12 protein-coding genes are annotated in these 14,208 nt (G+C 63.5%); 8 read left to right on the plus strand and 4 right to left on the minus strand.

What is annotated here, in order from left to right:
• Positions 1 to 91: 91 nt before the first annotated feature.
• Together mutL and NKI70_RS09210 are read right to left on the minus strand one after the other, a co-directional pair.
• Positions 92 to 1,942, minus strand: coding sequence for a DNA mismatch repair endonuclease MutL (mutL, locus tag NKI70_RS09205; RefSeq protein ID WP_352569794.1), 1,851 nt, complete (start codon positions 1,940 to 1,942; stop codon positions 92 to 94).
• A gap of 88 nt (positions 1,943 to 2,030) precedes the next feature.
• On the minus strand, positions 2,031 to 2,933 hold the full coding sequence (locus NKI70_RS09210) for a LysR family transcriptional regulator (RefSeq protein WP_352569795.1): 903 nt from the start codon (positions 2,931 to 2,933) through the stop codon (positions 2,031 to 2,033).
• 103 nt (positions 2,934 to 3,036) lie between these two features.
• Here NKI70_RS09210 and NKI70_RS09215 point away from each other — a divergent pair, with 103 nt between their 5' ends.
• Positions 3,037 to 4,026, plus strand: coding sequence for a zinc-dependent alcohol dehydrogenase family protein (locus NKI70_RS09215; protein WP_352542339.1), 990 nt, complete (start codon positions 3,037 to 3,039; stop codon positions 4,024 to 4,026).
• 17 nt (positions 4,027 to 4,043) lie between these two features.
• On the opposite strand, the gene NKI70_RS09220 is transcribed toward NKI70_RS09215, so the two are convergent.
• Entirely contained in the window at positions 4,044 to 4,946 is a 903-nt protein-coding gene (locus NKI70_RS09220; RefSeq protein ID WP_352569797.1) for a LysR substrate-binding domain-containing protein, read from the minus strand.
• A 91-nt stretch (positions 4,947 to 5,037) separates the two neighbouring features.
• On the opposite strand from NKI70_RS09220, the gene NKI70_RS09225 reads away from it, so the two are divergent.
• The 6 genes from NKI70_RS09225 (at position 5,038) to NKI70_RS09250 (ending at position 11,517) form a co-directional block, all read left to right on the plus strand.
• Positions 5,038 to 6,588 (plus strand): trimethylamine methyltransferase family protein, encoded by a 1,551-nt coding sequence (locus NKI70_RS09225; RefSeq protein WP_352542341.1) that lies wholly within the window; start codon positions 5,038 to 5,040, stop codon positions 6,586 to 6,588.
• Between the two features lie 41 nt (positions 6,589 to 6,629).
• A complete protein-coding gene (locus tag NKI70_RS09230) occupies positions 6,630 to 8,279 on the plus strand; it encodes an ABC transporter substrate-binding protein (protein WP_352724500.1) in 1,650 nt (549 codons plus the stop codon).
• Between the two features lie 105 nt (positions 8,280 to 8,384).
• Entirely contained in the window at positions 8,385 to 8,864 is a 480-nt protein-coding gene (locus NKI70_RS09235; RefSeq protein WP_352724501.1) for a DUF3828 domain-containing protein, read from the plus strand.
• Between the two features lie 4 nt (positions 8,865 to 8,868).
• The gene (locus NKI70_RS09240; protein ID WP_352724502.1) at positions 8,869 to 9,426 is read left to right on the plus strand and encodes a hypothetical protein; all 558 of its coding nucleotides are present in this window, start codon (positions 8,869 to 8,871) and stop codon (positions 9,424 to 9,426) included.
• Positions 9,427 to 9,436: 10 nt separating this feature from the next.
• A complete protein-coding gene (locus tag NKI70_RS09245; RefSeq protein WP_352452277.1) occupies positions 9,437 to 10,621 on the plus strand; it encodes a mandelate racemase/muconate lactonizing enzyme family protein in 1,185 nt (394 codons plus the stop codon).
• Positions 10,622 to 10,731: 110 nt separating this feature from the next.
• Positions 10,732 to 11,517: an alpha/beta hydrolase gene (locus NKI70_RS09250; RefSeq protein WP_352569803.1), complete on the plus strand. Its 786-nt coding sequence runs from the start codon at positions 10,732 to 10,734 to the stop codon at positions 11,515 to 11,517.
• 14 nt (positions 11,518 to 11,531) lie between these two features.
• Here NKI70_RS09250 and queF read toward each other — a convergent pair whose 3' ends face one another.
• The gene (gene queF / locus NKI70_RS09255; RefSeq protein ID WP_023674394.1) at positions 11,532 to 11,993 is read right to left on the minus strand and encodes a preQ(1) synthase; all 462 of its coding nucleotides are present in this window, start codon (positions 11,991 to 11,993) and stop codon (positions 11,532 to 11,534) included.
• Between the two features lie 114 nt (positions 11,994 to 12,107).
• Here queF and NKI70_RS09260 point away from each other — a divergent pair, with 114 nt between their 5' ends.
• On the plus strand, positions 12,108 to 14,153 hold the full coding sequence (locus NKI70_RS09260; protein WP_352699083.1) for an oxidoreductase: 2,046 nt from the start codon (positions 12,108 to 12,110) through the stop codon (positions 14,151 to 14,153).
• Positions 14,154 to 14,208: the final 55 nt, after the last annotated feature.

Genomic DNA, 14,208 nt, shown 5'->3' on the forward strand with positions numbered 1-14,208 from the left:
TCGCGAGGCGTCGGCGGGTAGGGCTCCCTACCTCCCGCTTGTGGGGAGGTCGGACCGAAGGTCCGGGTGGGGGCTGCGCCCTGCGAGTTCCTTATCGCCGCCCGAACAGTCGCTCGATATCCGCCAGCTTGAGCTCGATATAGGTCGGGCGGCCGTGGTTGCAGGTGCCGGAGCCGGGCGTCGCCTCCATCTGGCGCAGCAGCGCGTTCATCTCTTCCGGTTTGAGCAGGCGGCCGGAACGCACCGAGCCGTGGCAGGCCATGGTCGCGGCTATTCTGTCCAGCCGCTCCTTCAGCGTGTCGACCGTGTCGTTGTCGGCGATCTCGTCGGCGAGGTCGCGCACCAGTTGCTGGACGTTGGTCTCGCCGAGCATCGACGGCGTCTCGCGCACCGCGACGGCACCGGGGCCGAAGCGCTCGATGCCGAGGCCGAAGCGGGCCAGCGTCTCGGAATGCCTGGCAAGCCGCTCGGCATCCTCTTCCGACAGATCGACAATCTCGGGCAACAGCAGCATCTGCGACGGCACCGCGCGTGAGTGGAGGGCGTTCTTCAAGGCCTCGTAGACCAGCCGCTCATGCGCCGCATGCTGGTCGACGATGACAAGCGAATCCCTGGTCTGGGCGACGATATAATTCTCGTGCACTTGCGCGCGCGCCGCGCCCAGCGCCGTGCCGAGCAGCGTTTCCGCCGCTTCGTTTTGCCCGGCGCGCGCATCGGCGCTGTGCAGCGGCCCGGCGTCGAAGGCCGCCTGCTCGTCCTCGCCGAACCCGTCGCCCATATTGAGCGGCCGCTGCGGCGAACGGGCAGGATCGAACCCGGAAAAGCCCGATGCCCGATAGGCGGCCTCGTAGCTGCGGTGACCGTTGGCCGGGCCGCCATGCGCATAGGATGCGGCGCCTGGCCGGAACGCGGTCATCATGCCGGCGGCCCCGGTGGTGGCGGCGCGGATGCCGGCATTGGCCAGCGCTTCGCGGATGGCGCCGACGATCAGCCCGCGCACCAGCCCCGGGTCGCGGAAGCGCACGTCTGCCTTGGCCGGATGGACGTTGACGTCGACGATCGCCGGATCGAGCCTCAGGAACAGCACGGTGACGGCATGGCGGTCGCGCGGCAGCACGTCGGCGAAGGCGCCACGAATGGCGCCGGCGATCAGTTTGTCACGCACCGGACGGCCGTTGACATAGGCGTATTGCTGCAGCGCGTTGGCGCGGGTGAAGGAGGGGACCGAGACATGGCCGGCGAGATGCACGCCGTCCCGCATCGCGTCGATGGCGATCGCATTGTCCGGAAAGTCGGCGCCCATCACCTGCGCCACCCGGCGCAGCCGGCCTTCCGGGCTGTCGTCGGTCGCCGGCAGTTCCAGCGTCGAGCGGTCCGGGCCGGCCAGGGTGAAGCGCACGGCGGGAAAGGCGATGGCGATGCGCTTGACCACGTCGCCGATGGCCGTGCTTTCGGCGCGCTCGCCCTTCATGAATTTGAGCCTTGCGGGCGTGGCGAAGAACAGGTCGCGCACCTCGACCGTGGTTCCGCGATTGGCCGCCGCCGGCCTGACCGCGGAGACGCGGCCGCCGTCGATACCGATCTCGGCGGCGTTTTCACTGGACGCGGTGCGCGAGCGGATCGACAGCCGCGCCACCGAGCCGATTGACGGCAAGGCCTCGCCGCGAAAGCCGAGCGAACGGATGTCGTGAATGTTGTCGGCGAGCTTGGAGGTGCAATGGCGCGCGATCGCCAGCGCCAGTTCTTTTTCCGGAATGCCCGAGCCGTCGTCGCTGACGCGGATCAGGTTCAGCCCGCCGCCGGCGGTGACGATCTCGACTCTGGTAGCGCCTGCATCCAGCGCGTTCTCGACCAGTTCCTTGACCACGCTTGCCGGACGCTCGATGACTTCACCGGCGGCGATCTGGTTGATCATCGTTTCGGAAAGCTGGCGGATCGGCATGGGGCACTATAGGCGGATTCGTGGTCGATGCGGGAGGGCGGAATTGAGGAAATCCACGCAGCTGATCGCGACTGGCCGCTCGTGCACTTCAAGTCATGAGCTTGGGCAGCGCTGCCGCCAGTGCATCGACGGCAAGACGGACTTTCATCGGCAGGTGAGGCGTCTGCAACCACAGCGCATGGGCGTCATAGAGAAACCGTGGCTGTTCCGGCAGCAGCGGGACAAGTACGCCCGCCTGAATGCGCTCGCGAACCATCCAGTATGGCAGCCAGGCGAGCCCCATGCCGGCGGCCGCGGCATCGGCGATGGCATCGAGATCGTCGAGCCCCAATCTGCTGACGGGCCTGACCTCAATCGCGGGGTGGCCGTTGCGCGGAAACAGCCACGGCTGAACGGCACGCCCGGAACGGCGGTAGATGATCGCGTGATGGCTGCCGAGGTCATCTATTTGCTGCGGCCGGCCGTGCCGGTCGAGATAGGACGGCGATGCGCAGACGAGCATGTGCTGGCGCGCGATGCGACGTGCCATTACCCCGGCCTGGTCCTCCAGGTCGCCCGTTCTAATGGCAAGATCGCAGCCGTCCTCGGCGAGGTCGGCGAGGGCGTCGCTGAACGACAGGTCAAGTTCCAGCGCCGGATATTGCTGCGCAAGCCCGAACAGGATCGGGGCAACGCAGCGCCGGCCGAAATGCACCGGCATGAGGACGCGCAGCTTTCCGCGCGGTTCGGCAAGCTGGTCGGCGGCGAGTGCATCCGCGGCCTCCGCTTCGGCAAGCACCAGCCGGCAGCGTTCATAATAGGCGCGCCCGAAATCGGTCAGGCTTTGGCGGCGCGTCGTCCTGTTGATGAGGCGCACGCTCAGGCGCTCCTCGAGAAACCGGACATGCTTGCCGACCATCGGCCCGGACAGATCGAGAGCCGCCGCCGCGGCCGCGAACGAGCCCAGGTCGACGGCTTTGACGAACACGGCCATGCTCGTAAGGCGATCCATATTCAAAACCCACAGTTTCTGCTGATCTACTCAAGCGGCTATTTATCCGCCTGACGAGCGCTGGCATAGCCGATTCAGTTCAAATATTTTGGAGTTGTGACCGATGGCACGTTTCGTTCGCTTTCATGAGCTCGGTGGTCCCGAGGTCCTGCGCATCGAGAATGTTGACACGCCTGCGCCCGCGAGCGGTGAGATTCAGATCCGCGTCAAGGCGTTGGGTATAAACCGCGCCGAGGCGCTGCTGCGTTCGGGGACCTACATCCAGACCGCGCCGTTGCCTTCCGGTCTTGGGCTCGAGGCGGCGGGTATCGTCGAGATGGTCGGCGAAGGCGTGGACGGGTTTGCGCCTGGCGATGCCGTCAGCATCGTGCCGCCATTGTCGATGATCCGCTGGCCTGCCTATGGTGAGATTGCCACATATCCCGCCGAGCTCGTCGTCAAGCATCCACCATCGCTGAGTTGGGAAGAAGCCGCCGCAGCGTGGATGCAATATCTCACGGCCTACGGTGCGCTGATCGACATTGCCAACCTCCAAAGCGAGGACTTTATTGTCATTACCGCGGCCTCGAGCAGCGTCGGACTTGCGGCGATCCAGATCGCCAACATGATTGGCGCGACCCCGATCGCGGTCACACGGACGTCCGCCAAGAAGCGGGCTTTGCTTGAGTTCGGCGCGGCCCACGTCATCGCCTCGGCAGAGGAGGACCTGGAAGCCAGGTTGAAGCGAATCGCCGGCCCGGACGGCGTGCGCGTGGTGTTCGATGCCGTCGGCGGCCCGATTTTCAAGCCTCTGACGGCAGCAATGGCACCGGGCGGCATTCTCATCGAATATGGCGGCTTGAGCCTCGACCCGACACCCTTTCCGCTACCTGCAGTGCTAGCAAAGACACTAACGCTGCGCGGTTATCTCGTCCATGAGATCGTGCGCGATCCGGTCCGGCTGCAGGCCGCCAAGGCGTTCATCCTCGACGGACTGAGCTCGGGTTCGCTGAAGCCGGCAATCGCCAGAACCTTTCCGTTCGACCAGATCGTCGAGGCGCACCGCTATCTCGAATCGAACGAGCAATTCGGCAAGATCGTCGTGACCGTTTGACCGGGCATTTATCGGCCTCACGCCTGCGCCGCCAGCCAGTCCCGCACCTTGCGGGCGTTGTCGCTGAGTTCGCGGTTCTTCGACCAGATGACATGAAAGCCCTTGCCGGTCGTCATCGTGTGGCCGGTGACGCGCACCAGCAGCCCTGATGCCAGCAGCCGCTCGGCGAGGTGACCCCAGCCGAGCGCGATGCCTTGTCCTTCCATGACGGCCTGGATCACCAGCGCATAGTCGTTGATGCGCAAGCCGCGTCCGGCATCGGCGATGTCGACACCGGCTGAGGCGAACCATTCGTCCCAGCTCGCGGCCTCGCGAAACGGCTCTTCAAGATGAATAAGGCGGTGCGATTGAAGGTCCGCGACACGCTCCGGCAGCCCGAACCGTGCCACATAACTAACGCCGGCAACGGGGAATATCACCTCATCGGCCAGCGGCAGCGAATGATAATCCGGCCATTCCCTGGGCTCGCCGCCACGGACGCCGAGCGGGATGTCTTCGGCGATGATGTCGAGATCGCGGTCGGCGGTCTGGATGCGCAGGTCGATGCCCGGCAATTCGTCGCGAAACTGCTGCAGGCGCGGCATCATCCAGAACGAGGCAAAGGCGGTCGAGGCGGCGAGTGTCACATGCGCGCCGACGGCGATCTGGCGCAGATCCTCCGCCGACTTGCGAATGTGCGACAGGCCGAGCGAGACGTCGGCATGGAAGCGGTCGCCGGCCTCGGTCAGGCTGACTTGCCGGTGGCGGCGCTGGAAGAGTTTGGCGCCGAGCTGCTCTTCGAGCCCGCGGATCGCATAGGAGACGGCAGCCTGCGTCATGCCGAGCTCCCGCCCGGCGGCGGTAAAGCTCGACAGCCGCCCGGCGGCCTCGAAAACGATCAGGCTGCCGGCCGACGGCAGCAGGTGGCGCAAGCTTCGCATAAGCTGAGCTTATACAAGAGATCAGGATTTTCCAGCGTCACAGCCGCATTTTGTCTGGCTAGATTGGTCGAGACAGGAAGATGGAGTCTCCATGAACGCACCGGCCGTTGAAGTGAGCGAACACACCAACCGCCGCAGCGGTGGCCGCCTGGGGCGCAAGGCGCTGCGGGGCGCACCCATAGCGTCGTTTCCAACCCTGGTCCGCCAGATTCCCGTCTATCAGATGGTTCCGGACGAGGCGGTTGAGCTGATCCACCAGGAGTCGCTCTCCATCCTCGAAGAAGTCGGATGCGAGTTCCGCGACGACGAGGCGATCGCAATGTGGAAGGCGGCGGGCGCCGATGTCTCGGAGACAAGGGTCCGGATCGACCGCGCCCTGCTGATGGAGCTCATCTCGAAGGTCCCGTCGGAGTTCACGCTCAATGCGAGGAACCCCCAGCGTTCCGTACGTGTGGGTGGAAACAACTCCATCTTCGTGCCGATGTACGGAGCGCCTTACGTGCGCGACCTCGACAACAACCGGCGCTACGGCACACTCGCCGACCTCAACAATTTCCACAAGCTCGCCTACATGGCGCCGGCGCTGCACTCGTCGAGCTCGATCATCTGCGAGCCGATGGAAATCGCGGTGCCGAAACGTCACCTCCACATCATCCATTCGGCGCTGAAGCACTCCGACAAGCCGTTCATGGGCATCGTGACCTCCAGGGATCGAGCCGAAGACACGATGGCGATGGCAGGCATCGTGTTCGGCGAGGATTTTGTCCGCGACAACCCGGTTCTGGTGTCGATCACCAACTGCAATTCGCCGCTGGTGTGGGACGCCACCATGCTGGACGCGATGAAAGTCTATGCGCGCCACAACCAGCCGCTGATCCTCGCCCCCTTCGCCCTTTGCGGCGCCTCGACTTCGGCCTCTGCCGTCGGTGCGGTCGCGCAGGTCAATGCCGAAGCGCTGGCGGGCGTCGCGTTCACACAGCTCCTGCGTCCGGGTTCGCCGCAGATCTACGGACAGTTCATGGTGACGGTCGACATGAAGACCGGCGCTCCCATGGGCGGCACGCCGGAGGCGGCCCAGATGATGTATCTCATGGGCGCCCTGGCGCGGAAGTATCGTCTGCCGTGGCGCACGTCCGGTTTCCATGTCGGCTCGAAGCTGAACGACGCCCAGGCGGGCTACGAGGCGAACATGCTGATGCATGCCGCCATCCTTGCCGGCGCCAACTACATCTGGCACTCCGCCGGTTGGCTCGAGGCCGGCCTGACCTGCGGCTATTCGAAATTTGCCACCGACTGCGAGCAGCTTGTCGGCTGGTACAAATATGCTGGCGGGCTGCCATTCGACGATTTCAAGGAGGCTATGGCGGCTATCCGCGAGGTCGGACCGCAGGGCCATTTCCTCGGCACCCAGCACACGCTTGAACATTTCGAGTCCGCCTTCTTCATACCGAGCATCATGGACTTCAATTCGTTCGAACAGTGGAAGGCGGAAGGAGCAAAGGACCACGACACCCGCGGCCGCGAGAAAGCGCGCAACATGCTCGCCGATTATGAGGAGCCGAAGCTCGATGAGGGCATCGCCGAGGGTCTCAAAGATTTGATTGCGCGGCGCGAGGAGAAACTGCCGGACAGCGTTAGTTGATCACGGGCGAAGACCCGATGCGAACCATAAGGGAGGAAAAAATGACACTCTTCAGAAGCAACGGCGATAGCGTACCGAGCGCCATCGAAGCAATGGCCAGCGAGGCGCGCGCCGGTCGCGTCGACCGGCGGGAGTTTCTCGCTCTGGCAAGCGCTTTCGGCGCATCGACGGCCCTTGCCTACGGCATGATTGGACTTGCCGTGCCGGAGCGGGCTTTGGCTGAAGAGCCGAAGAAAGGCGGAACGCTGCACGTTTCGATGTCGGTGAAGGCGCAAAAGGACACGCGCACCTACGACTGGGTGGAACTTGCGAACATTTCACGCTGCTGGCTCGAGCCGCTCGTACGCTACACCCGCCAGTTCACATTCGAGCCGGTTCTGCTCGAAAGCTGGGAGGTCAACGACGACGCCACCGAATACGTGCTGCATGTGCGCAAGGGCATCGCCTGGAACAACGGCGATGCTTTCAACGCCGATGACGTGGCCTACAATCTGACGCGCTGGTGCGAGAAGGCTGCCGCCGGCAATTCGATGGCCGCGCGCGTCGGTGCGCTGATCGATGCAAAGACCGGCAAGGCCAGGGAAGGGGCGATCACCAAGGTCGACGACAACACGGTGAAGCTGAAGCTGAACGAACCGGACATCTCGCTGATCCCGAACTTCACCGACTATCCGGCGCTGGTGGTCCATCGCAACTTCGACGCCGACGGCGCCAATCCGATTGAGAAGCCGATTGGCACCGGGCCGTTCGAACTGGTGTCTTATGCGGTCGGCCAGAAAGCGGTCGTCAGGCGTCGTGAGAATGGCCAATGGTGGGGCGGTGAAGCGCTTCTCGACGGCGTCGAATTCATCGACTACGGAACCGATTTCAACGCCTCGATAAATGCATTCGACTCCGGCGAAATCGACCTCAACTTCGAGACGCCGGCCGACTTCATAGACATCCTCGACAAGATGGGGCTGGTCAAATCGGAGGTCGCGACAGCGACCACGCTCGTTGCCCGCACCAACATCACGAACAAGCCCTATGACGACAAGCGGGTTCGCAACGCCCTCCAGATGGCCGTCGACAACAAAGCGGTGCTCGAACTTGGCTACGCCGGGCGAGGCACTGTTGGTGAAAACCACCACGTCAGCCCGATTCATCCGGAATACTACGCGCTGCCCAAGAAGACACGCGACGCCGCGGGCGCGAAGAAGCTTATGGCCGATGCCGGGCAGGACGACTTCGAGCATGAACTGATCACCGTCGAGGACGATTGGCAGAAGAACACCGGCGACGCTATTGCCGGCCAGCTGCGCGATGCCGGGATCAAGGTGAAGCGCACCGTGCTGCCGGGATCGACATTCTGGAACGACTGGACGAAATACCCCTATTCGATGACCATCTGGTACATGCGCCCGCTTGGCGTACAGGTGCTGGCGCTCGGCTATCGCACCGGCGAGGCCTGGAACGAAACCGGCTACTCGAACCCTGATTTCGACGCCAAGCTCAAGCAGGCTCTTTCGCTCATCGACGTCGAGAAGCGCCGCGAGGTCATGAAGGATATCGAGCAGATCCTGCAGGATTCGGGCGTCATCATTCAGCCGTTTTGGCAGAAGCTGTTCAGCCACATGAACGAGAAGGTGAAGAACTACGGTGTCCACCAAACCTTCGAGATGGATCTCCAGAACGTCTGGCTGAACGCCTGAGTTGCCAGCAGAGGACGCGTTGCAGGATTTCATGGACCGCAAGAAGGCCGACGGGCAAGATGCGTGGTACTGATAGCTTCCGTCAGTGAACAATCGGGGACACCCATGAAACTGCCACTTTTTGTTGCCGCGCTTTCGATGGCCGTGCCGGCGGCCGCGTTTGCCGGCCCTGCTGCCAACGCCGTGAAGTTCTTTTATGTCCCGTCGGTCAAGTTCGAGGCCGATGCGCAATATCGCGACCGCTTCACCGCGCCGGTGACGAAACTGTTCGAATTGAACGACAATGCGGCAAAGAACCATCCGGATGAAGTTCCCTGCATCGACTTCGCCCCTGGTCTCGATGCGCAGGACTATGACGAGAAGACCGTGGCCAAGACGCTGACGCTGGCCGAAACGCTGGACGGCGACAGCGCCGAGGTGACGGCGACGTTCAACCTTTTTCCGGAAGGCGATGGTTCCAAACGCCAAATGGTCTGGTCGTTGAAGAAGATCGACGGCCAGTGGAAGGTCGCCGACATTACCTCGAAGACCAGCGGCTGGACCCTGAGTGCGCTCGAATGCCTGGCCGGACAGTCGCCGGAGTGATGCCGTGCTTCGCTGCCGTCCCTGGATTTTGGCGACTGCGTGCCTGCTGGCCGGATTGAGCAGCGCCGCCGCTCAGGGCCTATTCGGCGCGCCGCCCGCAAATGCGCCGGCCGACAGTGCGGCACCTCCGCCGGCAGTTTCGCCGCCGGCAGAAAACGCGCCGGCCGCAGCCGTGCAGCCGGGCTCGCCGACCGCGGTGGTGAAGCCGTTCTACGAGCATGCCGGGCTCGAGGTCGATCCGGCTCAGCGGGGCCATTTCACCGACCCGGCAAAGTCGGTGCTGGACAAGAGCGATGCGCTGCGGAAATCGGGGCAGGGCGAGTGCCTCGATCCCAACATGGCGCTCGACAATTCCGAATACGACAAGGCGGAGATCGACAAGAGCCTGAAAACCATCGAAGCGGTCAAGGGCGACGAGGCCAAGGTCGTCGTCGCTTTTGTCGTCTCCGGCAATCCGCACCGGCTGGAATGGAAGTTCAAAAAGATCGATGGCGACTGGAAGATATCGGACCTGCTCTCGGTGACCGGCGAATGGGCGCTAAGCCAATACCAGTGTGAGTGAGAACGGACCGATGAAGATCACCAACATCCGCGTCACCCACGTCAACGTCCCGCTCGATGCTCCGTTTTGGTGGACGGCTGGTCTCTACGGCGGCGCCTCGAAATCGATCATCGAGGTCGAGACGGACGAAGGCGTGGTCGGACTGGGCGAGGCGCCATGGTGGCATTTCGGCGAGGTGATCAAGGCCGAGATCGCGCCGGCGCTGATTGGCGCCGATCCGCTCGACATCGCCGACTGCGAGGCGCGCTGCGTGCCGCCCTGGCAGATTACCGCCAACACCGGCGAGAATGCAGCCACGGTGGCGTTCGGCGCCGTCGAACTGGCGCTGTGGGATATAAGAGGCAAGGTCTTCGGCATGCCGCTCTACAAGCTGCTCGGCGGCGCGGTGCGCAAGGACATTCCGTTTTCGGAATATTTCGCCTTTCGCCCCGCTCAAGGCGGAGCCGGCGGCGAGATGACCGCCGAAGCGATCGTCGACTACTGTCTCGGCATGCGAGAACAGCACGGCTCGACGATCTTCGAGGGCAAGCTGATCATGGGCGATCCCGAGCTCGAGATCAGGACAGTGCGCATGCTGCGCGAGGCGCTTGGCGATAAAGCGCAGATCAAACTCGATTCCAACATGCAGTGGTCGCTGACCACAGCGCGCTGGGTGCTGGGCGAGATCGAGCCGTTCAACATCCGCAATTACGAGGATCCGGTCGCGACCTTCGAGGAGATGGCAGCGCTGCGCCAGCATTCGCGCATTCCGTTCTCCACGCACATCCCGGATCTCAGACGGGCAGTCGCGCTCGGTGCGCCGGATTACTTCGTCTGCAATTTCGCAGCACTCGGCGGATTATCGAAAACTCTGAAATTCATCGCCGCCTGTGAGGCGATGGGCAAGGGGTTCTGGTGCTATTCGAACGATCTCGGCATCATGACATCGGCTTATCTGCACGTCGTGGCGGCAACGCCATGGATCACCGAGGCGTCGCAATCCCTGTTTCGCTGGCAGATCGGCGACGTGATCAAGGACGGCCCGTTCAAACAGATCGCCAACACGGTGCGCGTGCCGGAAGGTGACGGGCTGGGTGTCGAACTCGCCCCGGCGGCAATGAAACGCTGGTCAGCGCACTTTGCCGAACACGGGCCGATGCACCATTTCAGCGATCCGAACAGTCCCGGCCGTTACCGGCGGCTGCCGCTCAACTGATGCGAAGTGCACGTGACCGATCGATGAGAAGAGGTCCTGTCGTGGTTGCTTTATTCGCGGCGGTTTGCGTCCTGGCCTGCGCTGTCACCTGGGAGGCAGGAAGCCGCGCGGTGGCCCGCGTGCCTCAGCAAAGCTTCACGCTGCCTGTGGGGTTACCGGTGGAGCGCATCGTTCTGAAGCAGGAGGGCGCGCCCGATCTTGCCGGTTGGGTGGCGGATCGGCAGGACAGTTGCGGAACAATCGTGCTGTTACACGGACGCGGTTCAAACAAGCTGGCCATGGTTCCAAGAGCGAAGCTGCTTTTCGAAAGCGGCTACTCGATCGTGCTGTTCGATCTGTCGGGACATGGCGAAAGCGGCGGCGATATCAGAGGCTTTGGTTACATCGAACGGCAGGACGCCAGCCGCATCCTCGCCTTTGCGCGGCAACGCTTCGCCGGTCGCAAGGTGGCGGCCATCGGCTCGTCGCTCGGTGCGGCTGCTTTTGTATTTGGCGCTCAGCAGGAGCATGCCGATGCCTATGTCCTGGAGCAGCTCTACGCGACTTTGCTGGAAACCACGGCGTTGCGAGCGCCCTTGCCTATGTTGCGCGACGTACAGGCGACCATCCTCTTGGCGCAGATGCAGCTCCGCCTTGGCTTCGGGGTAGATGATGTCAGGCCGGTCGATCGCATCGGCGCGATTGATCGGCCGATATTGCTGCTAGCAGGCAATTCGGATCCGTTTGTCGCTCGCAGCCAGACACTGGCGTTGAAAGATGCGGCAGGCGCTGACGCAAAGCTGGTCTGGTTCGACGGCGCGCGGCATGTTGATCTCTATCGCTATGACCAACAGCGGTACCGCGACGCGGTGATGCCTTTCCTGGAGACCAACCTGTGCCGGACCGGGATCAGGTGAGCCGCTCCGTCCGATTAGCCGCGCCCGCGATAGGGGGCGACGCCGGTGTCGGGCAGCCACACACCTTCCGGCGGCGCGCCGGTTTGCCAGAACACGTCGATCGGAATGCCGCCGCGCGGATACCAATAGCCGCCGATGCGCAACCACAATGGCTTGGTCGCGGCGATGATGCGGCGGCCGATCATGACGGTGCATTCTTCGTGGAAGGCGCCATGGTTGCGAAACGAGGTCATGAACAGCTTGAGCGACTTCGATTCCACCAGCAGCGCATCGGGTGCGTAGTCGATGACGATATGGGCGAAGTCCGGCTGGCCGGTGACCGGGCAGAGCGAAGTGAATTCCGGGCAGGTGAAGCGAACGATGGCCGGCGGGCCGTCGCCGCGCGAAAACGGCACGGTTTCCAGGACTGCCGCTTCAGGGCTCTGTGGCGCCTCGACGTTGGTGCCGAGCTGGGTGAGGTTTTTCGTATCGGTCATGAGCAGGTTCCTTGCTGCATGTCGCCCAAAACTGCGCAGCGATTTTGGGACAGCGACATGCGTAAAAACAAAAATTTGCCGCTCATTAGCACAATTTGAAACAGCAGGAAGACGATGACTAGCAACGACCCGCTCCTCCAGCCCTATCGGCTCAAGCATCTGACGCTGAAGAACCGGGTGATGTCGACCAGCCATGAGCCGGCCTATTCCGAGGACGGCATGCCGAAGGAACGCTACCGGCTCTACCATGCCGAAAAGGCCAAGGGCGGCATGGCGCTGACCATGACCGCCGGTTCGGCGATCGTCTCGCGCGACAGCCCGGCCGCTTTTGGCAATCTGCATGTCTATGACGACCGCATCGTGCCATGGCTCGCCGAGCTTACCGATGCCTGCCACGAGCACGATTGCATGGTGATGATACAGATCACCCATCTCGGCCGCCGCACCGGTTGGAACAAGGCCGACTGGCTGCCCGTCCTGTCGGCTTCGCCGGTGCGCGAACCGGCCCATCGCGCCTTTCCCAAGACTATCGAGGACTGGGATATCGAGCGCATCGTCGCCGACTATGCGGCGGCCGCGCAGCGCTGCCAGGCTGCCGGCCTCGACGGCATCGAGTTCGAAGCCTACGGCCATCTGATGGACGGTTTCTGGTCGCCGGCCACCAACCAGCGCGACGACGATTTCGGCGGCTCGCTCGACAACCGGCTGCGCTTCACCGGAATGGTGCTCGACGCAGTGCGTGCCGCGGTCGGCGAAAAGTTCGTCGTCGGCATCCGCATGGTCGCCGACGAGGATTTCGAGAAAGGCCTGTCGAAACAGGAGGGCGTCGAAATCGCCAGGCGGCTGGCCGGCTCCGGCAAGGTCGATTTCCTCAACATCATCCGTGGCTCGATCGAGACCGATGCGGCGCTGACCAAGGTCATCCCGGTGACCGGCATGCGCTCGTCACCGCATCTCGACTTCGCAGGGGAGGTGAGAGCGGCGACGAAATTCCCGACCTTCCATGCGGCGCGGATTTCCGACGTCGCCACCGCGCGTCACGCCATCGCCACCGGCAAGCTCGACATGGTCGGCATGACGCGCGCCCACATTGCCGACCCGCATATCGTCAAAAAAGTGATGGAAGGCCGCGAGCACGAGATCCGCCCTTGCGTCGGCGCCACCTATTGCCTCGACCGCATTTATGAGGGCGGCGAGGCGCTGTGTATCCACAATGCGGCGACGGGCCGCGAGGCTGATATCCCGCATATTATTCCGAAAACCGAGGGACCGAAGCGGAAGGTGGTCGTCGTCGGCGCCGGCGCCGGCGGGCTGGAGGCAGCGCGCGTCGCCGCCGAGCGCGGGCACCAGGTGACGGTGCTGGAAGCATCGAGCCAGGCCGGCGGCCAGGTGCGGCTGGCAACGCAAAACCCGCGCCGCAAGGAATTGATCGGCATCATCGACTGGCGCCTGGCCGAACTCGACCGGCTGGGCGTCGAGATCCGCTACGACAAATGGGCGGAGACGGACGACGTGCTGGCGCTGTCGCCGGACGTGGTGGTGGTCGCCACTGGCGGCCTGCCGCAGAACCCGCCTCTGACGGCGGGCGACGATCTCGTCACCTCGAGCTGGGACATCATGGCCGGCAGCGTCAAGCCGGCCGAGAACGTGCTGCTCTATGACGACAACGGCGGCCACCAGGGCATGGGTGCCGCCGAACTGATCGCCAATAGCGGCGCCAGGCTGGAGCTGGTTTCACCAGAGCGCTTCTTCGCCCCGGAAATGGGCGGCATGAATCATGTGCCCTACATGCGCGCCTTCCAGGAAAAGGGGGTCACGGTGACCATCAACACACGGCTACGTTCTGTGCGGCGCGAAGGCAACCAGCTGATCGCCGAGCTCGCCTCCGACTTCGCCGATGGCTGGCGCGGCGAGCGGCGCGTCGACCAGGTGGTGGTCGAGCACGGCACGCTGCCGCTCGACGATCTCTACCTGGCGCTGAAGCCGCTGTCGAAGAACGCCGGCGCGATCGATTACGAAAAACTGGTCAATGGCGGCGACATCTTTCCGGTGCGCAATCCGCAGAGTGGTTTCGTGCTCTTCCGCATCGGCGATGCAGTAGCCTCGCGCAACATCCACGCCGCAATCTATGACGGCATCAGGTTCGGCTTGCGGATCTGAGGAATATTTTGGATTGATTGGTGGCGCGCAGCCGAACCTCCGTACGGAGAGCCAC

The sequence above is a fragment of the Mesorhizobium sp. M0500 genome (assembly GCF_040321165.1).
Classification (GTDB): domain Bacteria; phylum Pseudomonadota; class Alphaproteobacteria; order Rhizobiales; family Rhizobiaceae; genus Mesorhizobium.